The 19493-nt window shown below is 55.8% G+C and carries 20 protein-coding genes; 4 read left to right on the top strand and 16 right to left on the bottom strand.

The window, feature by feature from the left end:
* Positions 1 to 316: 316 nt before the first annotated feature.
* The 10 genes from ACJJIQ_RS15915 to dksA form a co-directional block, all read right to left on the bottom strand.
* Positions 317 to 1108 (bottom strand): acyl-CoA thioesterase, encoded by a 792-nt coding sequence (locus tag ACJJIQ_RS15915; RefSeq protein WP_445362410.1) that lies wholly within the window; start codon positions 1106 to 1108, stop codon positions 317 to 319.
* Positions 1109 to 1186: 78 nt separating this feature from the next.
* Complete coding sequence (gene panB / locus ACJJIQ_RS15910) at positions 1187 to 1999, bottom strand: 3-methyl-2-oxobutanoate hydroxymethyltransferase (protein ID WP_413663177.1); 813 nt, start codon at positions 1997 to 1999, stop codon at positions 1187 to 1189.
* 5 nt (positions 2000 to 2004) lie between these two features.
* Complete coding sequence (locus ACJJIQ_RS15905) at positions 2005 to 2691, bottom strand: deoxynucleoside kinase (protein ID WP_444915629.1); 687 nt, start codon at positions 2689 to 2691, stop codon at positions 2005 to 2007.
* Between the two features lie 101 nt (positions 2692 to 2792).
* Positions 2793 to 3269, bottom strand: a complete 477-nt coding sequence (gene folK, locus ACJJIQ_RS15900; protein ID WP_445362409.1) for a 2-amino-4-hydroxy-6-hydroxymethyldihydropteridine diphosphokinase — start codon at positions 3267 to 3269, stop codon at positions 2793 to 2795.
* Positions 3269 to 4645, bottom strand: a complete 1377-nt coding sequence (pcnB, locus tag ACJJIQ_RS15895) for a polynucleotide adenylyltransferase PcnB (protein ID WP_444934069.1) — start codon at positions 4643 to 4645, stop codon at positions 3269 to 3271. The genes folK and pcnB overlap by 1 nt, the downstream gene beginning before the upstream one ends.
* 812 nt (positions 4646 to 5457) lie before the next feature.
* The gene (locus ACJJIQ_RS15890) at positions 5458 to 6849 is read right to left on the bottom strand and encodes a sigma-54-dependent transcriptional regulator (protein WP_445362408.1); all 1392 of its coding nucleotides are present in this window, start codon (positions 6847 to 6849) and stop codon (positions 5458 to 5460) included.
* A gap of 129 nt (positions 6850 to 6978) precedes the next feature.
* Positions 6979 to 9942 (bottom strand): ATP-binding protein, encoded by a 2964-nt coding sequence (locus tag ACJJIQ_RS15885; RefSeq protein ID WP_445362407.1) that lies wholly within the window; start codon positions 9940 to 9942, stop codon positions 6979 to 6981.
* Positions 9932 to 10108 carry a hypothetical protein gene (locus ACJJIQ_RS15880; RefSeq protein WP_169337099.1) on the bottom strand — a complete coding sequence of 59 codons (177 nt, stop codon included), beginning with the start codon at positions 10106 to 10108 and terminating at the stop codon, positions 9932 to 9934. The genes ACJJIQ_RS15885 and ACJJIQ_RS15880 overlap by 11 nt, the downstream gene beginning before the upstream one ends.
* A gap of 142 nt (positions 10109 to 10250) precedes the next feature.
* Positions 10251 to 11174, bottom strand: coding sequence for a tRNA glutamyl-Q(34) synthetase GluQRS (gene gluQRS / locus ACJJIQ_RS15875; protein ID WP_445362406.1), 924 nt, complete (start codon positions 11172 to 11174; stop codon positions 10251 to 10253).
* A gap of 29 nt (positions 11175 to 11203) precedes the next feature.
* Positions 11204 to 11641 carry an RNA polymerase-binding protein DksA gene (dksA, locus tag ACJJIQ_RS15870; RefSeq protein WP_108734345.1) on the bottom strand — a complete coding sequence of 146 codons (438 nt, stop codon included), beginning with the start codon at positions 11639 to 11641 and terminating at the stop codon, positions 11204 to 11206.
* A 258-nt stretch (positions 11642 to 11899) separates the two neighbouring features.
* Here dksA and sfsA point away from each other — a divergent pair, with 258 nt between their 5' ends.
* Positions 11900 to 12601 carry a DNA/RNA nuclease SfsA gene (gene sfsA, locus ACJJIQ_RS15865; protein WP_445362405.1) on the top strand — a complete coding sequence of 234 codons (702 nt, stop codon included), beginning with the start codon at positions 11900 to 11902 and terminating at the stop codon, positions 12599 to 12601.
* An 18-nt stretch (positions 12602 to 12619) separates the two neighbouring features.
* Here sfsA and ACJJIQ_RS15860 read toward each other — a convergent pair whose 3' ends face one another.
* From ACJJIQ_RS15860 to ACJJIQ_RS15840, 5 genes are all read right to left on the bottom strand, one after another.
* Positions 12620 to 12964: a Rieske (2Fe-2S) protein gene (locus ACJJIQ_RS15860; RefSeq protein ID WP_444896214.1), complete on the bottom strand. Its 345-nt coding sequence runs from the start codon at positions 12962 to 12964 to the stop codon at positions 12620 to 12622.
* Between the two features lie 48 nt (positions 12965 to 13012).
* Positions 13013 to 14068: a S1C family serine protease gene (locus tag ACJJIQ_RS15855; RefSeq protein WP_445362404.1), complete on the bottom strand. Its 1056-nt coding sequence runs from the start codon at positions 14066 to 14068 to the stop codon at positions 13013 to 13015.
* Between the two features lie 265 nt (positions 14069 to 14333).
* Positions 14334 to 14681: a hypothetical protein gene (locus ACJJIQ_RS15850; RefSeq protein ID WP_445362403.1), complete on the bottom strand. Its 348-nt coding sequence runs from the start codon at positions 14679 to 14681 to the stop codon at positions 14334 to 14336.
* Between the two features lie 54 nt (positions 14682 to 14735).
* The gene (gene htpX / locus ACJJIQ_RS15845; protein WP_282931439.1) at positions 14736 to 15620 is read right to left on the bottom strand and encodes a protease HtpX; all 885 of its coding nucleotides are present in this window, start codon (positions 15618 to 15620) and stop codon (positions 14736 to 14738) included.
* Positions 15621 to 15794: 174 nt separating this feature from the next.
* A complete protein-coding gene (locus tag ACJJIQ_RS15840; RefSeq protein ID WP_108735343.1) occupies positions 15795 to 16079 on the bottom strand; it encodes a TfoX/Sxy family protein in 285 nt (94 codons plus the stop codon).
* 246 nt (positions 16080 to 16325) lie between these two features.
* On the opposite strand from ACJJIQ_RS15840, the gene ACJJIQ_RS15835 reads away from it, so the two are divergent.
* The 3 genes from ACJJIQ_RS15835 (at position 16326) to ACJJIQ_RS15825 (ending at position 18503) form a co-directional block, all read left to right on the top strand.
* The gene (locus ACJJIQ_RS15835) at positions 16326 to 17045 is read left to right on the top strand and encodes a M15 family metallopeptidase (protein ID WP_445362402.1); all 720 of its coding nucleotides are present in this window, start codon (positions 16326 to 16328) and stop codon (positions 17043 to 17045) included.
* A 156-nt stretch (positions 17046 to 17201) separates the two neighbouring features.
* A complete protein-coding gene (gene cysE, locus ACJJIQ_RS15830; RefSeq protein ID WP_445362401.1) occupies positions 17202 to 18008 on the top strand; it encodes a serine O-acetyltransferase in 807 nt (268 codons plus the stop codon).
* 18 nt (positions 18009 to 18026) lie between these two features.
* Positions 18027 to 18503 (top strand): hypothetical protein, encoded by a 477-nt coding sequence (locus ACJJIQ_RS15825; RefSeq protein ID WP_444940860.1) that lies wholly within the window; start codon positions 18027 to 18029, stop codon positions 18501 to 18503.
* A gap of 337 nt (positions 18504 to 18840) precedes the next feature.
* Here the strand turns inward: ACJJIQ_RS15825 and ppa are convergent, their stop codons facing one another.
* The gene (gene ppa / locus ACJJIQ_RS15820) at positions 18841 to 19377 is read right to left on the bottom strand and encodes an inorganic diphosphatase (protein ID WP_282931443.1); all 537 of its coding nucleotides are present in this window, start codon (positions 19375 to 19377) and stop codon (positions 18841 to 18843) included.
* Positions 19378 to 19493: the final 116 nt, after the last annotated feature.

The following is a 19493-nucleotide window of genomic DNA, read 5'->3' as shown; positions in this document are numbered from 1 at the left end:
TCGAAGGAGGGGATGATGGATAGCGTAGATTACAAATTGGAGTAAAGGAGGTTTTTTTTATTTTATTTTTCTGTAAGGGCGGCGCGAATTATTTTTCCCATAAAAAAATAATAAAAATCACGAAAGTTGTATATTTTTATGCGGGTAATAATTGGTTCGTTAGGCGGGTTAAGCAGGATCGGGAAGTATTATTTAGAGTGGTCTGAAGGCCGCAGAAAAGTTACAAAATTCTTTAGGACCGCTTAAATGGTTCCATCCGTGGAGCCAAGGCACTCAATGAGTGGCGGAAAAGGGATAGTTGATCGACGAGTACAGGTTAACCAAAGATAGTGACCATTTGGCGGGAGAGGGCGGTTAAACGTCCATCGGCATCCCACAAGCGGGCCTGTATTACTGCGTAGCCATCCTCAGCCTGTTCCACTTCGGCCTCGTATTGCCACCAGTCAGAAGCGGTGCGCTCTGGGAGTGGCTCCATAAACTCCACTGTCCATGTTAATGAGCTGGCGGGGGCCGGCTCTTTCATCATCGGGAGTGTCGCCGGTGGCCAGGCATCGATCAGTGCGAGTAAGTGGCTGATACCAGTACGGCTCTCACTGCCATCCTTAAATCGTACCCAGCCACCTAAAACTCTCTCTTTCGCGCCGCTGAAAGGCAGGCCCCCACATGCGATACGGTAATCGAACTTCTGTGTAAATTCCGGCACTACACCTTCGATATAGGGCAGGGGCAGGCATTTATCCGGGGTGGGGTACTCCGGTGCTGAGGGACCTTTGGCGAGAACTGATGACTCCCTGCCGCGGCCAAAACTGGCGAGGCCCGCCAGCATAACGGCATCATCCTGATCGAGGTGCCCCTGCACCTGGGTGACAGAGCGGCCTGCGCGAAGGACATCCGCACGGGTGTTAATCGCCCCTGGGGCAACCGGGCCTACGAATGAGGTGGTAAAAGAGCGCAAGCTGCTGTCAGAAGGCAGCTCTGAAGCTATCTGCTCATACAGCATTGCGGCTACAAGGCCGCCAAATGTAGCCCGCCCCTGGGTCCAGCCTTCGGGCACAGAAGTGGCGCCATTGGTCGAGAGCCAATCCTGGATTAGTTGGTCGAAAGTCATAGTGATACCGCTTGAGAGCGGCAGGTGGGACCTGCCGCAGAAAAATACCGGGTGAGAAGCACCCGGATGAGGGGAGTATTATTTAAATATGTGTTCCTCGCCGGGGAAAACGCCTTGCTTGACGTCCTCGGCGTATTTGCGCAGGGCCCCGGGAATATCCTCGGCCTCTACCAGGAAGTTTTTGGAAAACTTGGGGGGCTGTTGGGTGAGGCCCAGGATGTCATTGATTACCAGTACCTGGGCATCGCAGTCGCGGCCCGCGCCTATGCCGATGGTGGGCATGGATACGGCTTCGGTAATACGCTTTGCCAGGTCGGCGGGAACACATTCCAGCACCAACAGATCAGCTCCGGCTTCGTCGAGTTGTAGGGCGTCTTCGAGAATTTGCTTGGCGTGTTCTTCGTCGCGCCCCTGAACGCGATAGCCTCCCAGTTTGTGTACTGATTGAGGGGTGAGGCCCAGGTGGGCGCAAACGGGAATACCGCGATCAGTAAGAATCTTCACGGTGTCGGCTAGCCAGGCGCCTCCCTCGATCTTCACCATATGTGCACCGGCCTGCATGATCCGGGTTGCATTCTGGAGTGCCTGCTCTGGGGTGGCGTAGGTCATAAACGGCATATCCCCCATAATCAGGGACTTCTTATTGCCGCGCGCGACCGCCTCGACGTGGTAAATCATTTGCTCCATCGTCACTGGCACGGTGCTGTCGTAACCCAGCACGGTCATGCCCAGGGAATCTCCGACGAGCAGTGTCTCAACCCCGGACTTTTGTGCCATCGCAGCCATAGGGGCATCGTAGAGAGCAACGGTAATAAACTTCTCACCATTCGCTTTCATTTTTCGCAGGGTTTGAACGGTTACGAGCTTTTCTAATTCAGAGGGTGCATACATAACGATTAACTTCCTGGGTTGTAATAGTGCCGGCCACTGGTGATCGTGAACAGATATTCGACCAGCTGTTGGTAGTCCTCTGGGCTATCGACAATGTCGATCTCCTCGGTATTGACGATGAGTAGAGGCGCCTCATCGTAAAAATGGAAAAAGCGGGTGTAGGCGTTGTTGAGGGTGGCGAGGTACTCATTGCTTATCGCCTGCTCAGCTGGGATTCCCCGATTGCGGATTCGGGCTTGCAGCACATCGAGGGGGGCTTGCAAATAGATCACCAGGTCCGGCTTGGGTGCTTCCAGGGTGAGATGTTTGTACACCTGTTGGTAGAGGTGCAGCTCATCCTTATCCAGGGTGACTTCAGCAAACAGCTGGTCCTTTTCGATCAAAAAATCCGATACCCGCACCGGCTCAAAGATATCGTCCTGCCGCAGTGCCTGGATTTGCTGTGATCGCTGTAGGAGAAAGTGCAGCTGGGTGGGCAGTGCGGCGTTTTGGGGGTCCCGGTAGAAACGCTCCAAAAAGGGGTTCTCCTCGGGTAATTCCAACAGCGTGTCGTAATTGAATGTGGAGGCCAGCTTCTTTGCCAGTGTGGTTTTTCCCACACCAATATTGCCTTCCACCGCGATAAATTTAGGCGGTGTTTTATTAGACAGGTTGAGTTCAGCTGTGCTGGTCTCGGGTTTTTCGATAACCACTTGAGCGACTCCTCTTTGTCTGGGGTCTTCCCTGATGAGTTGCAAACGCAAAAGTACTATTGAGAGGGCCGCCCGTCGAGTAGTTGGGGAGCCTCAGTCGATCAAACCTTTTCCAGGCGGTTTTCCGGGCAGCCCTGTAAGAGTGCTGGAAGGGCTCCCAATCCGGGCAGTTCCATCGCGGGAGCCAGTTCAGAAAGGGGTAGCAGTACGAAGTTGCGCTCGGCCATGCGCGGGTGTGGGACCTGTAGGCGGGGCTCATCGATTTGAGATTCCCCAAACAACAGGATATCCAGGTCCAGGGTGCGGGCGCCCCAGCGGATGGAGCGCTCGCGCCCGTGGGACAGCTCGATAGATTGGAGCTGGTCCAGTAGTGCAAGCGGGGACAGTGCTGTTTTCAATGCTGCGACGGCATTGATGTAATCAGGTTGATCGCCGGGGCCGAGCGGGGCGCTTCGGTAAAAGCTCGAACACCCCAATAATTCTGTACTGGGGATTCGTTCCATGGCCGATAGGGCGCTGCGCAGTTGTTTGCCGGGCTCTGCCAGGTTACTGCCCAGGCCGATGTATACCGTTTCCATTACTGTTCTGCTCTCGGCTTGCGACGGCGGCCGCGAGAGTTACGGTTGCGGCGCCCACCGCTGCCTGTGCGCTGTAGCTTGCGCACCATTTGCTGGCGCTGCTCATCGTCTGCCTGTTGGAAGTCGGTCCACCATTTGCCCAGGCCCGCTTCAATCTCGCCACTTTCTTCCCGCAGCAACAGGAAGTCGTAGGCGGCGCGGAAACGGGGGTGCTCCTGTAAGCGCTGGGCCCGACTGCCACCGCGCTGGGGCAGGCGCTGTTGCAGGTCCCAGATTTCCCGCATGGGGATTGAGAAGCGCTTGGGAATAGCGGTGTGGGCCAGCTGTGAACTGGTAACTTTTTGCGCCGCTTGGGCCAGCGCTGGCGCTGGTGGGGTGCCCTTGGCAATCAGCTTTTGTTGCTCGGTGCTCACCGCAGGCCAGAGTAGGGCGGCGTAGAGGAACGCTGGGGTAACACGCATATCGGCGCGGATACGTTGGTCCGTGTTCCGCAGGGCTTGTTGGGATAGTTTCAGGGCCGCGTTGTTGGCCTCAATTTGTGCGGCGTTATCCGGGAACAGGTGTTGCCAGAGCTGGTACTGGCGCAGCAGCTCAAAGGTGCGCTCTCCGTGGCCACTCATCAGCAGCTTGAGAATCTCATCGAACAGGCGAGCCGGGGCAATATTGCGTAACAGTGGCGCCAGCTCGTGCAGGGGAGCCTCGGTCTTGCCTTCAATAGTGAAATCCAACTTGGCGGCGAAGCGCACCGCGCGCAGCATGCGCACCGGGTCTTCCTTGTAGCGGACCTCTGGGGAGCCGATCATTCGAATCAGGCGCTTTTCAATATCCTCGACACCGCCGGTGTAGTCGTGGATTTCAAACCCTTTGGTGGTGTAGTAGAGCGCGTTGACCGTGAAATCCCGACGCATGGCATCACTTTCTAGGTCGCCATAGACATTGTCACGCAGCAGCATACCGTGTTCGGACTGCTTGGCCTCGTGGGTCTCGCCATCGCTGTGGTGACCGCGGAAGGTAGTCACTTCGATAACTTCACGGCCTATACGGGCGTGCAGGATGCGAAAGCGACGGCCGACAATGCGTGCGCCGCGAAAAAGCACCTTGGCCTGCTCTGGAGTGGCGTCGGTGGCCACATCAAAGTCCTTGGGGTGACCGCCGAGCATCAGGTCGCGTACACCTCCACCTACGATATACGCCTGGTATCCGGCATCCTGAAGGCGCTTCATAACTGTTAAGGCCGCGCGGCTGATTTCTCGGCGCGAGATGCTGTGGTCGTTGCGGGCGATAACCCTGGGGCCTTTACTCGCCGGCCTGCGCCAGCGTTTGATACTACTAATCAGGTTGTTGAGCATACGGCTGTCTATGTTGACTGCTGCCATTTAGGGATGGCCGGGAAAGCCCCGCTGTGCTTGGCCACGCATTAGTTGGCGGCCTGTATAAGTGGTGGTCCCTCTGGGGAGATTCACGATGGCACTGCTGGAGCCTCTATACCTGGGCTACCCCAGGAGCGAGTCCGGAAAGGAGCCTCAGCGGCTGTTTATCCTCAGAGATCGGGACTCGCGGGCGCGATTCTAACACACGCAAAGGAATGCGCCCGCAATATGCGGGTGCCTGTAAGTTCGGGGGAAAAGAAATATGGGAATTATTATTACCAGTATGAAGGCAGCGGCTTCCTTGCGCTCTCAATTTGCTTTCAAGCAAACACCCTCTCCCAGGTACAGTTCAGTCAGTTTGCAACGCGCTTGTTGTTATTCTTATTCTTCTTGAGTTTTATTGTTATTGTTTATTGTTGTTCTTGCGGTTTTGGCCACTCATTGCTTTTATTGTCGGCCGCCCCATTATTTTTATTATGTTTCGCCCCACTTATTGTTAGTTGTTATAGGGCTTTTAACAGTCATTTATTTTTATTGTTGGCTGTTTTCAATTTTTGTACTAAGAGTAAAGCACTTAGTATGCCAACTTTTAAAAACCTTTATAAATCAATAAGTTAAGATCTTTACGAAATTTGACGGAACTTTTCTGAGAGCTATTGCGTTACGGAAGGTGCGAGAGTTGTTACTTCTGGGTGGGTGTGGGTAACACTCTGGTTGGTAACCCCTGTGGGGGTGGGGTAACAAAGTGGTCGAAGGAGTTTGACAGGTGAGGACGGATTGGGAGCAGGGGGCGAAGCCCCCTGGGGATAGCGTTAGTTTTAAGCTTCTGCGGCGGCGCTGCGACGGCTCTTCTTGCGGGGGATGCCCAGCTTTTGGCGTCGTTCCCACAGGCATTTGCGGCTGACGCCGAGCTTCTTGGCCAGGTCTGTCTCACTCATGGTGTCCTGGTGCTCAATAACGAAGCGGGCGAAGTAGTCTTCCAGGGACAGGTCCTCACGGGGGTCGGTGTGCAGGCTGCGGGGGCGCGGGATGCCGTCGGTCTCTTCGATCGGCACCAGGTCCAGGTCGATATCCAAGGTTTTGTGGTCGATCTCGCGGCTGTTCTTATCCGTCAGGATTACAGCGCGCTGGATGGCGTTCTCCAATTCACGCACGTTACCGGGCCAGGTGTAGGTGGTAACAGCCTGGATGGCCTCCGGTGACAGGCGCAATAAGGGGCGCTCGATCTTGGTGCAGAACTTTTCCAACAGGTGCTCTGCCAGTGCTAGGACGTCTCTGCCTCGCTCGCGCAAGGGGGCAAGCGTCATTTGCACCACATTGATGCGGTAGTAGAGGTCTTCCCGGAATTTACGCTCCGCTGATAGCTGGCGCAGATTGCGGTGGGTGGCTGTTACCAGGCGCACATCCACTTTGCGGGATTCGATCGAGCCAATTGGCCGCACTTCGCCCTCTTGCAATACACGCAGCAGGCGGGCCTGAGCCTCCAGGGGCAGCTCACCGATCTCGTCGAGGAACAGGGTTCCTCCATCGGCTGCCGCTACCAGTCCCTCCCGGGAACTCTGGGCACCGGTAAATGCGCCTTTCTCGTAGCCGAACAGCTCCGATTCAATCAGTGTGTCGGGAATTGCGGCACAGTTGACGGAGATCAGGGGTTTGTTGGCTCGGCGGCTCTCCTCGTGAATAGCCCGGGCAACCAGTTCCTTACCGGTACCGGTTTCACCGTGGACCAGGACGGTGGCATCTGTGGGGGCAACTTTATGGATGCGACCGTAGAGCTCCCTCATTACAGGGCTGCTGCCAATCATGCCGGCGATAGTGCCGGTATTTTCTTTCTCGTTGACGGGCTGGGCGCGATTCTGCTCCGCTTTGCCTATGACTCGGCGGACGGTTGCGAGCATTTCGTCGTGGTCAAAGGGCTTGGCGATATAGTCGGCGGCGCCCATACGCATGGAGTCCACCGCAGAGCGGAGGCTGGCGTAACTGGTCATGATTAGCACCGGAATATCACCGGCGTGCTTGAGTAGGTCGGTGCCCGGTGCGCCGGGCAGGCGCAAATCGGAAATAACCAGGTCAACTTCATTGAGGCGGTACTTGGTGAGCGCCTCCTTTACCGAACCCGCTTCACTGATTTTGTAGCGGTGCCGCTCTAAAAGCTTGCGCAGCGCTGTTCGGATAATGGCTTCATCTTCGACGATGAGGATGTGGCTCATATGTTACGCCTGGTTACAAAATGCTCAGTAAGCGCCTAGTTTTACCCGGGCGCCGTTTCGATGCAACTCAAAAACGGTTAATCGGGTTATTTTTGCACAAATAATGATCGATTTGGGTGTCCAGCCATCTCAGTCTCCCAGGGGGAGTTGCACAATAAAGCGGGCGCCAGTCCCGGTTTCAGGATTTGCGGGACTGACCAATTCCAGCTGGCCGCCGTGCTCCTCGACAATGCTGTAAACCATTGCCAGCCCCAGTCCTGTGCCTTCCCCGGGCTCTTTCGTTGTGAAGAAGGGCTCCAGAATCCGTTCACGATGTTGAGCCGAAATTCCCGGTCCGCTGTCGGTGACAGAGACACAGGCGCTGCCGCTCTTGCGATAGCCCTCAATTACAATCTGGCCGCTATCGGGGCTGGCATCGCGGGCATTGCTGAGCAGGTTGATAAATACCTGGATCAAGCGCTGGTTGTCTCCCGGGGCGATCAGGTCTTCAGGTACCCGGTTCTCAAACTGGACCTCGGTCTTATCCCGTTGCAGGGACAGCAGGTTGACCGCCTCCTGTACACAGGCATAGAGATCTACCGGGGCCCGCTCGCTGTCTTCCTGGTTGCCGCTGTGAGAGAAGTTGACCAGGGAGTGGACGATACGGCTGATACGCTGGGTCTGGCTTAAGATCTGGTCGGCGGTTTCCAGGACTTCGGGGTTGTCACAGTCGTACTGGAGATTTTGCGCCAGGCAGGCGATCCCCGTGACCGGGTTACCCACTTCGTGGGCTACACCGGCGGCCAGGCGACCCACAGAGGCCAGGCGCTCGCTGTGGATAAGTTCCTGTTCCAAGACCTGGGTTTCGGTAATGTCTTCCAGCAACAACATTTGTGCATCGCCGCGCTCGTCGCGGGAGCGGTCGCTGCGGCTGCGTTTTTGCCGCGCCTTGTGCAGGTTGAGCCAGTGGCTATTGCCGTCGAGGCTCACCTGTTGCTTAAAGCGGCTGGCATCGGTGGATAGGGCAAATTCCCCCAGCAGGCTGCGCCAGGGTTCTGCCAAGTATTCCAGTTTAGAGCCGATTACCTCGCTGGCACTGATACCGGTGAGGTCCTGCATGGCGTAGTTCCACAGCAGGACTTCTCCGTCGCGCCCCAGGGAGCAAGCGGCCATTGGCAGCTCTTCCAGCATTTGGCGGTGATACAGACGCAGGTTATTGAGTTCTGCGGCCAGGCCAGTGAGCTGGTGCTTATAACGGCCCAATCGGGTCTCGATCAGGTGAATGTCCTTGTTCGCCGGCTGGTCGCTGTTCTGGAACGGGAAGTGTCGATCAATAATTTGCACCGCCAGAACCCGCCCCAACAGGCCGGAGAGATTGGATTCCAGCTTGTTGCGCAGTTGGCGCAGGGCGTAGGGGCGGCGCTCGTTGTCCGGCAGGTTGAGGGCGGCGAGGGCGCGTTTAACTTCTTTATTCGCAGTAGCGGCTCCGAGGCTTTCAGCCAAGCGCAGGCGAAAATCTGCGGCGGATTCCACATCCAGTCCCAGGCGCAGAGCCTGGGCGATGGTGTCGTCGCTACACAGATCAGCGGCGTACTGCTCCAGGCTGCTGGTGCGGGTGAACAGAGACAGGCCGACAAATAACAGGACATTGACTCCCAGTGACAGGGTGGTGATCTGTGTCCAGATAGACATTCCCAAGGGAATTTGGAGGGAAGTGCCGGGCAGGGTGATGCCGGTAATCCCAAAAATTGACGGAATTAACAGGCCGCCCCCCCAAAGCAACATGCCCGCCAGCAGGCCACCGACAAATCCGCGTCGATTACCTCGCGGCCAGTGGATTACAGCAAAAATCCCCGGCAGAAATTGGAGTGATCCGATAAATGCCAGCAGGGCCAGGTCCGACAGGGAGAGTCGGTTGTTGAGTAACAGGTAAAAGGCAAAGCCGGCAATAAATAGAGCGGCGATCAGCGCGCGGCGCAGCCACACCAGCTGCCGGTACATATTGTCTTCAGAGTGCCAGCGGGTGCCGGGCAGCAGCCAGTGGTTCATCACCATGGTGGCGAGGGCCAGGGTGATCATAATCAGTGCGCCAGTGGCTGCCGACAGGCCGCCGATAAAGGCCAGGGTGGTGAGCAGTGCCGAGCCACTGGCGCGGGGAACCGCCAGGGAGAAGTACTGCACCGGGCCGGCCACATCCAGGGCAAAGCCCGCCCACATGATGGGGAAGATAGGCAGGGCCATCAGCAGCAGGAACAGGGGGAAGCCCCAGCTGGCGGTGCGCATTGCCTGTCCGGTGGGGCGCTCGGCAATACTCAGGTAAAAAATATGTGGCATAGCCACGGCAGTGGCGATAAACACCAGTAGCAGGGTGTGGGATGAGCCCTGCTTGATGGGGGTGTAGAGCAGCTGGTGCATATCGGGGTTCTCCAGCAGCCACTCATCCAGGCCGGAAAATCCACCGAAGACGCCGTAAATGGCATAGCCGCCCACCGCGGTTAGCGCCACCAGTTTTACCAGGGACTCCAGGGCCATGGCACTGGCCAGGCCCTCGCCACGCTCGCGGGTGGCGCCGTACATACTGGTGAATACCGCTAGCAGTACGCAGTAAAAAAATGCGATTAGGTTTTTGCTCGATACACCGCTGTCCGGCAGTGCCAGGGCAGCCACACTATCCCGCGATAAAAGGGCCAGGGTCTCGGATACCGCCTGGATTTGCAGGGCGATCAGGGGGAGCAGCGCCAACAGCATAAACAGGGTGGCGAGAGTCCCCGCCTGGCGGCTGTGATAGCGGAACACCAGAAGATCTGCCGGGGAGTACAGCTGGTAGCGCTGTGCCAGGCGCGCCAGTGGTTCCAGGGCTACTGGCGCAAACAGGAACATGGCGCCGGTGCCCAGATAGTAGGCGAGTACCCCGTAACCATATTGCCAGGCCAGGTCGACGATACCGTAGAAGGTCCAGGCCGATAACGATACGCCCAGGGAGAGCACATAAACCAGTGGATGCCGCACCCAGCGGGAAGGCAGCCAGCCCTTGGAGGTGGCGAAGGCGACAAAAAACAGGGTGGCGATATAGGCCACTCCCACCAGGGCAATGTGGGCAATATCAAAGCTCATTCGATTTGCGCCTCCACTGGATAAAAATCGCCAGCAGGATCAGCACGAACCAGAGGATAAAAGGCCGGTACCAGGCGCCGACGGGATTGATCATCCAGGTGAAGATGGTGGGGGAGAATACATAACCCACCAACACCAGCAGAATTAATAGTGTGCGGTTACTCATAGATCGCCTTGAAAACCCGCTAGAGAAATTTGTTGCCCGCGCACTGTACCGGTGAGAAGTCATCCCTGTGTAATCGTCAACGCGGGTTATCAGCCGGACCCCTAAGGGCGGCTGGCGCGGAAATGGTAAGTGCAGCTTGGAATCAGTGCAATTGGCGGTTGCGCATATCTATCTGGTGGCGGCGCCAGCGTGCGGTAGCCCACTTGAGAATATGCTCGGGGGATTCTGTTGGGGCAGTGTTTGGCAGTTTGAAGCCGAGGAACTGTAAAGCCTTACACAGGTTACCGGAAGCCATGTTGTCGTCGATAGCCGGCGCGTGATTTTGTTTGCTGAGTTTTTGCCTGTCGTCAGGGCCCATCACCAGCGGCAGATGGCCGAACTGGGGGGGAGTGGCGCCGAGGATTTTATGCAAGCGCTGTTGTGCACCGGTGGTATCCAATAGGTCTGAGCCGCGCACCACCTGGTTGACCTGTTGGTCGATATCGTCGACAACGACTGCCAGTTGGTAGGCATAGAGGCCGTCGCGGCGCTTGAGAATCGTGTCTTCGCGGATTAGCTGCCGTTGCTCTCCGTGCCAAATATCCACAAAGCCTTCCTCGCCGCCTGCGCATTGCAATCGCAGCGCTGAGGGTTCGCTCACATCGTATTTAAGGCGACAGAAGTCGTTCGCATGTCCACCATTTTTCTTAATCTGGCTGCGTGAGCAGTCGCAGGGGTAAATCAGTTGCCGTTGGTGCAGTGTGGACAGGGTTTCCTCGTAGAGTGCGTAGCGCTTGCTCTGCCATTCGACGGGGCCGTGCCAGTGCAGTCCGTGAGCTTCCAGGGATTTCAGGATGCGGGTTGCCGCGCCGGGCTCTTCCCGGGGAGGGTCGAGGTCTTCCATGCGCAGGAGCCAGTGTCCGCCATGGGCAAGGGCGTCGAGGTAGCTGCCAACGGCGCACACCAGTGAGCCGAAGTGGAGCGGTCCACTCGGGGAGGGTGCGAAGCGACCAATATAGGGAGTTGTGCTGTTCAAAATGAATAGGGGCGATACATTGATCGCCCCCTCCGAGCAGGGCGATCGCAAGCGAACGCCGTGCCGCTATCGGTTGTGGATCAGCCGGAGATCTGCCGTTCCTTGATTTCCGCGAGGGTTTTGCAGTCCACGCACAGAGTGGCGGTTGGACGGGCTTCCAGGCGGCGAATGCCGATATCTACACCACAGGCTTCGCAGAAACCGTAGTCATCCTGGTCGATAAGCTCCAGGGTGGCATCGATCTTCTTGATCAGCTTGCGCTCGCGATCGCGGGTGCGCAATTCCAGGCTAAATTCTTCTTCCTGGCTGGCGCGGTCTGCGGGATCGGGGAAGTTTGCGGCCTCGTCTTTCATGTGGGAAACGGTGCGGTCCACTTCCGCCATCAGCTCGGCCTTCCAGGCCAACAGCAAGTTGCGGAAATGCTCCTGCTGCTTCTCATTCATGTACTCTTCGCCCTGCGTCTCCTTGTAGGGCTCAAAGCCGTGCAGAGATTCGGTGCTCGCAGCAGTTTTGGGCATAGTCGTTGCCTCTCTTTCTATACGGGCCCCCCTTTATGGGGGCGATACCACCAAATTCAATCTAGCCTAGACCGGAATCTTTCTAAGTGATGCTTTTTTCACCTATCAAATTCGCTGCGGTGTCAGGCTAATCCTGTTCTCGGTGCCGATACCCCTGGCGACCGAGAGCGAGGAAGCTATCAAATCTGCGCGATTCGCGCCACAAATAGTTGTCTGCTATTTTGTGGCGCCTGAAATTACAGCCAAGTGGTCCAGCCCGTGAAATTTACCCCTCAGTTGCAAAAGGCAACACTTTTGCGCCGATACAAGCGCTTTCTCGCCGATGTGGAATCTGCCAGTGGTGAAGTGTTTACCATCCACTGCCCAAATACGGGGTCTATGAAGAATTGTTGGGTGGAGGGGGGAGACTGCTGGTACTCCGATTCTGGCAACCCCAAGCGCAAGTATCGCCACACTCTGGAAATCTGTACGACCCCGGATGGAGCCCTGGCGGGGGTGAACACAGGCCGCGCCAATGCTCTGGTTGAAGAGGCCATTCTGTCTGGCGTAGTCAGCGAGTTACAGGGCTATGAATCCCTGCGCAGGGAAGTGCGCTACGGCGAGGAAAACAGCCGTATCGATCTGTTGTTGTCCGGCGCCGATGGGGACTGCTACGTGGAAGTGAAAAATGTGACCCTGGCAGATGGGGCACGGGGTTACTTCCCCGATGCGGTAAGTACCCGGGGCGCCAAGCACCTGCGCGAACTGCAAAAGCTGGCTGAGAGCGGAGTGCGGGCGGTACTTTTTTACTGCGTTCAACACAGCGGTATCGAGATGGTGCAGGCGGCGCGGGAAATTGATCCCGCTTATGCTGAGGCCCTGGATTCCGCTGTCGATGCTGGTGTGCAAGTGCTCGCATACCGCGCGAAGCTCGGTGATGAAGGCGTCGAGCTGGTGGAGGCCCTGCCTTTTCTCCCGTAAGGGAAAGGCAGGGGGCTGTCAGTCGGCCAGTAATGCGTAGAGACCGTCCTGTGCATATTCCACCGGTACTGGGGTCAGGGCATCACCAGTACAGGGCCCGGCGATACACTCCCCGGATTCAATCAGGAATAGCGCGCCGTGGGAGGCGCACTGAATAAGTGCGCCATCGGGATCGAGGAACTGGTCTTCCTGCCAGTCCAGATTGATGCCCCGATGAGGGCAGGTGTTTTTGTAGGCGTAGACCTCGCCATCTTTCATCACAGCAAACACATTGTCAGTGCCGGCGGCAGTGTCTCCGAGGGAGAACCCTTTGGATCGACCTTCGCTTAATTCGTCATAGCGACACAGGAAGTACTTCTGCATAGGTTTTCGGCTCCCGGCCTAATTCTTGTTCAGGGCGCAAGCGCCTGCTTATTCGGGTGCCGCGAGTCTAATGGACGTGTAGCGAATTGTCCCGTCACGCAGTATGCCGATAGTGATTTCGTCACCGGCACTATGCTTTTCAAGGGCATTGAGCAGATCGTCGTAGCTGCGAATCGGCTGCTGTTCTATTTCTACAATCACATCGCCCAATTCCCAGCCTCCACCCCGGGTGCGGTGGATACCGCGCAAGCCGGCTTTCTCTGCGGGAAGCCCGGGAGCGGTACGCAATACCGCCACCCCCTCAAAGCCGTAGCGGCTACTCCATTGGTCCGGGGCGGATTCGATACCAATAATCGGGCGCACCAGGCGGCCGTGATTGATCAGTTCCGGCACAATTTTTTTGACCGTATCCACTGGAATCGCAAAGCCAATACCGACACTGGCGCCACTGGGGCTGTAAATTGCGGTGTTGACCCCGATTAAACGCGCTTGGGAATCCAGCAACGGGCCGCCGGAGTTACCTGGATTAATAGCCGCATCTGTTTGGATAACATTGCGAATGGTACGGTTGTTGGCGGCTTCAATTTCCCGCCCCAGGGCGCTGACCACACCGGTGGTGAGAGTGGTATCCAGGCCGAACGGGTTGCCGATAGCCAGTACTTTGCGGCCTACCGCGAGATTGCTGGAGGTGCCCACAACCAGCGGTTTTAGCAACTCCCTGGGTGCGTTAATTTTCAGAACGGCCAGATCTTTTTCCGGCGCAGACCCCACCAGCTCCGCCGGCCACTCACTGCGATCCTGCAACGTAATCGTGACTTGCCGAGCCCCCTCGATAACGTGGAAATTGGTGACAATATGGCCCTGAGTGTCCCAGATAAATCCGCTGCCGGCGCCTTTGGGCACTGAGTGGAGGCGCAGGGTCCTGCGATCCCGCACCAGGGTTTCATTGGTGACATAGACCACTGACGGACTGGCAAAATTGAACACCTGCATGGTGTTGCGTTCGTCGTCGGTGGCAAAGGTTTCCGCCTGTGCAAATATTGCTGGCGTAAGCAGCAAAAAGGCTGAGATTAAGCTGGCGTGTAGAGTTTTAAGTAGAGTCATTAATACAATCCTCCCTTTGAACTGCCGGATTGGAAGAGCAGTGGATACTGTTGCCTTCCGCTTTTTGTCACTGTTTTAAAAAGTGTATCTTGTTCGAAATATCCGAGCGTTAATTGCTGTTTATGGGGGAGCGGAAGTGAGATTTAAAGTTGGAGCTGTTGTTGCTGCGTGATCAATGTACTTACTAGAACAAGTCATGCCCTGCGGCGCGATCTCAACCTGGCATTTTTAGCATGCTTTACCATGTCATCTGCTTGAGCCTGTTTTACATCTCCTGGATTTCAAATTTTGCAGCGTCGGGCCCATCTTCCCGAAAGGTTATGATAAACCGCTTAGCAGAATCTCCAGGATTAGCGATCCACATTTCTCGCCAAGCTCTTGAGTCAGCCCTACCAACAGGTTGTTGAATTACAAATTTAAGGATTTTTGCATCAGAGCTAATTCCGGCAACTCTACTTAATTCAGCGACTGTGTCATCAATAAGCTTTTCGTTTGCTAGAGATCCCTCTTCGGCAACTGACGGCTTAATTTGTGAAATTGGCGGTAATTCATCAGAGGATGCGTAGCTTGAAATGATCATCCATGAGAAAATTAATATGGTCAAAGCTTTCATCTTTTTTCCTTAGGTAACGATCGCCATGATTGATGGCGGCGATGCGAAAAATATCTAATTACGAAAATTTTGCAGGGCGAGAATACGATCATCCAGTGGCGGGTGCGTAGCCATAAGTGCTCCCATACTGCCGAATATACCGAAAGCTTTCATATTGCCGGGTAGGGGTTCCTCGTGGCCGCGATCGGACTCCACCTTGAGCCGTTGCAGCGCGGCAATCATGGATTGAGGACTGGCCAGTGTGGCGCCGGCATGGTCGGCCCGATATTCACGGCGGCGACTGAACCAGGCGACAATCATCATGGCGAAGAAGCCGAATATGATGTCCATAACAATGGATGTGACAAAATAGCCGATGCCCAATCCCTCTTCGTTGCGCAAGATAACCCGGTCTACGAAGAACCCAACCAAGCGGGCGAGGAACATCACAAAGGTATTTACCACGCCCTGGATCAGTGCCAGCGTCACCATATCGCCATTGGCCACGTGACCAATTTCATGGCCAATTACGGCGCGGGCTTCCTCTCGGCTGAAGCGCTGCAGCAGACCTGCACTGACAGAGACCAGGGCGCTGTTGCGATTCCAACCGGTGGCGAAGGCATTCGCCTGGGGCATTGGAAATATCCCCACATCCGGCATACCGATGCCCGCTTTGCGGGAGAGTTCCCGTACGGTTTCTACCAACCACTGTTCATCGGCACTGCGGGGCTGCTCGATAATTTGTGTGCGGGTACTGACCCGTGCGATGGTTTTCGATAAGAGCAGGGAAATAAAAGACCCGCCAAAACCAAAAATCGCGCACATCAGCAACAAGGCGCCGAGGTTGAGATCGACACCGTTTGCCTGAAGAATTCCCCCAATTCCAAAAATATTGAAAATAATGCCAACCAATACAAGGACAGCAAGGTTGGTCAGCAGGAATAGCCCAATGCGCAACATCGGATCTCTCCTTTGAGTGAGTGTCTTTACGGAATTATTCCGCGGCTCCACCGGTAAGTTTAGATAGGGTTGGCGCAACTTGCCTTACTGTAGATCGGCACAGCTTGGCCTGCTGTGCCGAGTCCGTCGAGTGCACGTGTCTGCGACGCTTTCCGTGGTGTTTGAGGGGAATTGCTAGTCAGAGTTTTGGGTGGCAAGGAGGCGGTCGACCTCGCTGGTGAGGTGTTGTTTCAGCTCCGGCTCCAGGTCGTTCCAGTGCACATCCATCAGCGCGCCCTGAAGAGCGTAGAGCATTACTTTGGAGGCGTTAATCCCCCGGTTGCGAATACTGATAAAGGCCTCGACAGGCCCAACCCTGCGTAGGTCATCGTGGGAGCGAATGCCAATAGAGTGGAGAATATTGACCGAGGCCAGGCCCAGGTTTTTTAGTTTTAATAGTTCTGATTGACTCGGGTGCATTCGGTTTTCCCTACCAGTTTGAGCGTCCGTTGTCGCAGTCAACTCCTCGACTGCGGCTTTGAACTTAACATAAATTAACAGGTGGCTAACAAACATTACCGCCAGATTATTGTGCGGCGCGCCTGCTTTTGGTGCCCCTGCTTTGGTGCCATAGTTAAGGGCGATTGTCTGCGCTCTGTTAAAGTAGGCATAGCCTGTTGAATAATTTAGCCTGCCCTTTGGAGTTCGCCTAATAATGAGATGCAAATGTTATCGACACCGCTGAAGCGTATGTTATTTGGACTCGGCGATGAGCATGTCATTGTCGACCCAGTTTCTGACCAGCTTTTACATCCCGAAGCACTGATCGCCTTCCAGCGCTTGAGTCGGGATGCCCGTGAAGAGGGGTTTGCCCCTAAAATCGTTTCCGGTTTTCGCGCCTTTGATCGACAACTGTTGATTTGGAATGCCAAAGCGCAGGGTCACCGCCCGGTTCTTGATAGTCACGGTACTCCCCTGGATATTGAACAGTTAAGCGAGCGGGAGCTGATCTTCGCTATCCTGCGCTGGTCCGCATTGCCGGGAGCATCCCGTCACCACTGGGGTACCGATTTCGATATTATCGATGCGGCGGCAGTCCCCGCTGACTATGCAGTCCAGCTCACCCCCCAGGAGGTGGCGGACGACGGAGTTTTTGGCGCCTTCCACCGCTGGCTGGATAACCAAATCAGCACGGGTAATAGTTATGGGCTGTTCCGGCCCTATGCAGAGGATCGCGGCGGAGTCGCACCGGAACGCTGGCACCTGAGCTATGCCCCCAGGGCCCGAGAGCTTCAGGAACTTCTCAGCGTGGAGCGCCTGTCCGAGTTGCTGCAGGAGTCAGAACTATCCCTGGGCACTGCGGTTTGCGAGCACCTTCAGGAAATCTATACGCGCTATATCTGGGTTCCAGATCACTGCTACCCCCCATTTAATGGGCAACTATAGCGGCCTGTTGAGATAGGTTGGTTACAGTTCATTACCACCTCAATGGGGGGTGGCAAGAAAGCTACTTTGCGATGGAGGCTTCCTCTTGAAAGGGGCTAGTGATCCTGCCAAGCTGCGCCGCAGTGAATGCCCTGGGGAATATAAGGGAGATGAATTATGGGTGAGGAAGCGGCCGTTCAAGGGCAGCGGGATATCTGGCAGGCGATGCGGGCTGAAGCCTCAGAGGCGGCTGCTGGCGAACCTATCCTGGCAAGTTATTTCCACAATACCATTTTGCGCCACAAGTCTCTGGGTGATGCTATGGCGGATCACCTGGCTTCGGTGTTGGAGCACAATGCCCTCACGGCAACCGCGCTTCAGGAAGTGATTGCCCTGGCTCTGGCCAATGACCCGAGTATTTCCCGCTGTATGGGCGAGGATATTTGCGCTTGGTATGACCGGGACCCGGCTTGCGACCAGTACCTGACGCCTTTCCTGTATTTTAAGGGTTTTCACGCCCTGCAATCCCACCGGATAGCGCACTGGTTGTGGAATCAAGGCCGCCATACCTTGGCGCTCTATTTCCAAAGCCAGGTATCGGAACAGTTCTCGGTGGATATCCACCCAGCAGCGCGATTTGGCTGCGGCATTATGATCGATCACGCCACTGGATTAGTGGTGGGGGAGACCTGTGTGGTTGAGGACAATGTCTCGATTCTCCACTCGGTGACATTGGGCGGCAGTGGCAGCGGCAGCGGCGATCGCCATCCGAAAATTGGCCCCGGAGTGATGATTGGCGCCGGTGCTAAAGTACTGGGTCCGGTTAAGGTGGGAGAGGACGTCAAAATTGCCGCCGGTAGCTTGGTCTTGCACGATGTGCCCGCTCATACAACCGTCGCCGGTGTTCCCGCCCGCCAGGTAGGAGGGCGTGTTGAAGGGGCTCCGGCTTATACCATGGACCAGACTCTGGATTCGGAAGAGTAACTCAGGGAAATATTATTGATGTCGCAATCTACCTACAGTTTGGTTTTTCGCGGTGATTTGGTGGCGGGTTTTACCGCTGGTGATGTAAAGGCCAGTATGGTGCGCCTGTTTAAAAGCAATCCCCAGGCGATAGAGAAATTGTTCAGTGGCCGACCGCTGATACTGAAGAAAGGGTTATCTCTGCCCCAGGCACAACAGTTTCGTGCAAACCTGGCCAAAATAGGCGCACAGGTCAGCATTAAGGATGAGAGCAGCGGAGCAGCTGTTGCTGAGCAAACCAAGCCCAAGATGGAAGCTGCGGCTAGCCCGCAGTGGACCTTGGCGCCCATGGAGGGAAACTTGGTTAAGGAGCACGAACGCAAGTCGGTGGAACCGGTCAGCGTTGAGGTAGAGCACCTCAGTTTACGTGCAGCGGAGGGCCAGCTTCTGGATGAGAGTGAGCGCAAAGGGGAGGAGCTATCTCCTGTCTCTGTTCCCAATTGGGAAGTTAACTGACAGGGTCTCTCCTAACAGGCAATAAAAAACCGGCACTAGGCCGGTTTTTTATTGCTAAAGGAGCCTCTGAATAACTCCGTGATGCCTCTGGCTTGCAGAGCGGTTCACAATCAAGGCGCGGCTTCGCAGGAATGTCTAGACCTTTCAAGAAGTCGCAACGCGGAGTGTGAATCGCTCTGCAAGCCCCGAAGGGCGAGCCTTGAAGGCCACAGCTGCTGCGTTGCAGCTCTTGCAAAGGACTAGGGCCATTTACTGCGAGCTGCGCCTAACATCTGCAGCCTTCAAGACCCGCAGAGGTATTGCGGAGTTATTCAGAGTCTCCTTAAAGAAAAGGGGATTAGCCTTCTTCTTTCAGGTAGCGCTCGCGGGAAGCCATAACTTCTTTGCGTGCAGCTTCGGCGTCAGCCCAGCCTTCTACTTTAACCCACTTGCCCGCTTCCAGGGCTTTGTAGTTTTCGAAGTAGTGCTCGATCTGCTTGATCAGCAGCTCGGGCAGGTCGCTGATTTCTTCAACGTGATCGTACAGCTTGGTCAGCTTGGTGTGCGGAACGGCCAGCAGTTTGGCATCAACACCGGATTCGTCGGTCATGTTCAGAACGCCAACAACACGAGAGCGGATTACAGAACCAACCATTACCGGGTAAGGCGCTACAACCAGCACGTCCAGGGGGTCACCGTCTTCAGACAGAGTCTGGGGCACGTAGCCGTAGTTTGCTGGGTAGAACATGGGAGTGGCAACGAAACGATCCACAAATACTGCGTCAGAGTCCTTGTCCACTTCGTATTTGATCGGGTCGTGGTTGGCAGGGATCTCGATGATTACGTTGATATCGTTGGGCAGTTCTTTACCTGCCGGGATCTTTTCGAAGCTCATTGCTGGTCCTGAATGAATAGGTAACTGAAAATCTGGAGCGCGGATTATATATGCTGAGGGGCTCGGCTGAAAGTCACGCCTGCGCCGGGTTTTTGGCGTCGAAGCTCGTCTGGCGG

Source organism: Microbulbifer maximicatervae (SeqCode) (assembly GCF_052468295.1).
This window is presented reverse-complemented; position numbering and strand designations above follow the sequence as displayed.

Bases quoted from the DNA above. Each gene is read 5' to 3' on its own strand.
- ACJJIQ_RS15915 (WP_445362410.1), bottom strand. From the start codon at position 1,108: ATGACTTTCGACCAACTAATCCAGGATTGGCTCTCGACCAATGGCGCC.
- panB (WP_413663177.1), bottom strand. From the start codon at position 1,999: ATGTATGCACCCTCTGAATTAGAAAAGCTCGTAACCGTTCAAACCCTG.
- folK (WP_445362409.1), bottom strand. From the start codon at position 3,269: ATGGAAACGGTATACATCGGCCTGGGCAGTAACCTGGCAGAGCCCGGC.
- pcnB (WP_444934069.1), bottom strand. From the start codon at position 4,645: ATGGCAGCAGTCAACATAGACAGCCGTATGCTCAACAACCTGATTAGT.
- ACJJIQ_RS15890 (WP_445362408.1), bottom strand. From the start codon at position 6,849: ATGAGCCACATCCTCATCGTCGAAGATGAAGCCATTATCCGAACAGCG.
- ACJJIQ_RS15885 (WP_445362407.1), bottom strand. From the start codon at position 9,942: ATGAGCTTTGATATTGCCCACATTGCCCTGGTGGGAGTGGCCTATATC.
- ACJJIQ_RS15880 (WP_169337099.1), bottom strand. From the start codon at position 10,108: ATGAGTAACCGCACACTATTAATTCTGCTGGTGTTGGTGGGTTATGTA.
- dksA (WP_108734345.1), bottom strand. From the start codon at position 11,641: ATGCCCAAAACTGCTGCGAGCACCGAATCTCTGCACGGCTTTGAGCCC.
- ACJJIQ_RS15860 (WP_444896214.1), bottom strand. From the start codon at position 12,964: ATGCAGAAGTACTTCCTGTGTCGCTATGACGAATTAAGCGAAGGTCGA.
- ACJJIQ_RS15855 (WP_445362404.1), bottom strand. From the start codon at position 14,068: ATGACTCTACTTAAAACTCTACACGCCAGCTTAATCTCAGCCTTTTTG.
- ACJJIQ_RS15850 (WP_445362403.1), bottom strand. From the start codon at position 14,681: ATGAAAGCTTTGACCATATTAATTTTCTCATGGATGATCATTTCAAGC.
- htpX (WP_282931439.1), bottom strand. From the start codon at position 15,620: ATGTTGCGCATTGGGCTATTCCTGCTGACCAACCTTGCTGTCCTTGTA.
- ACJJIQ_RS15840 (WP_108735343.1), bottom strand. From the start codon at position 16,079: ATGCACCCGAGTCAATCAGAACTATTAAAACTAAAAAACCTGGGCCTG.
- ACJJIQ_RS15835 (WP_445362402.1), top strand. From the start codon at position 16,326: ATGTTATCGACACCGCTGAAGCGTATGTTATTTGGACTCGGCGATGAG.
- cysE (WP_445362401.1), top strand. From the start codon at position 17,202: ATGGGTGAGGAAGCGGCCGTTCAAGGGCAGCGGGATATCTGGCAGGCG.
- ACJJIQ_RS15825 (WP_444940860.1), top strand. From the start codon at position 18,027: ATGTCGCAATCTACCTACAGTTTGGTTTTTCGCGGTGATTTGGTGGCG.
- ppa (WP_282931443.1), bottom strand. From the start codon at position 19,377: ATGAGCTTCGAAAAGATCCCGGCAGGTAAAGAACTGCCCAACGATATC.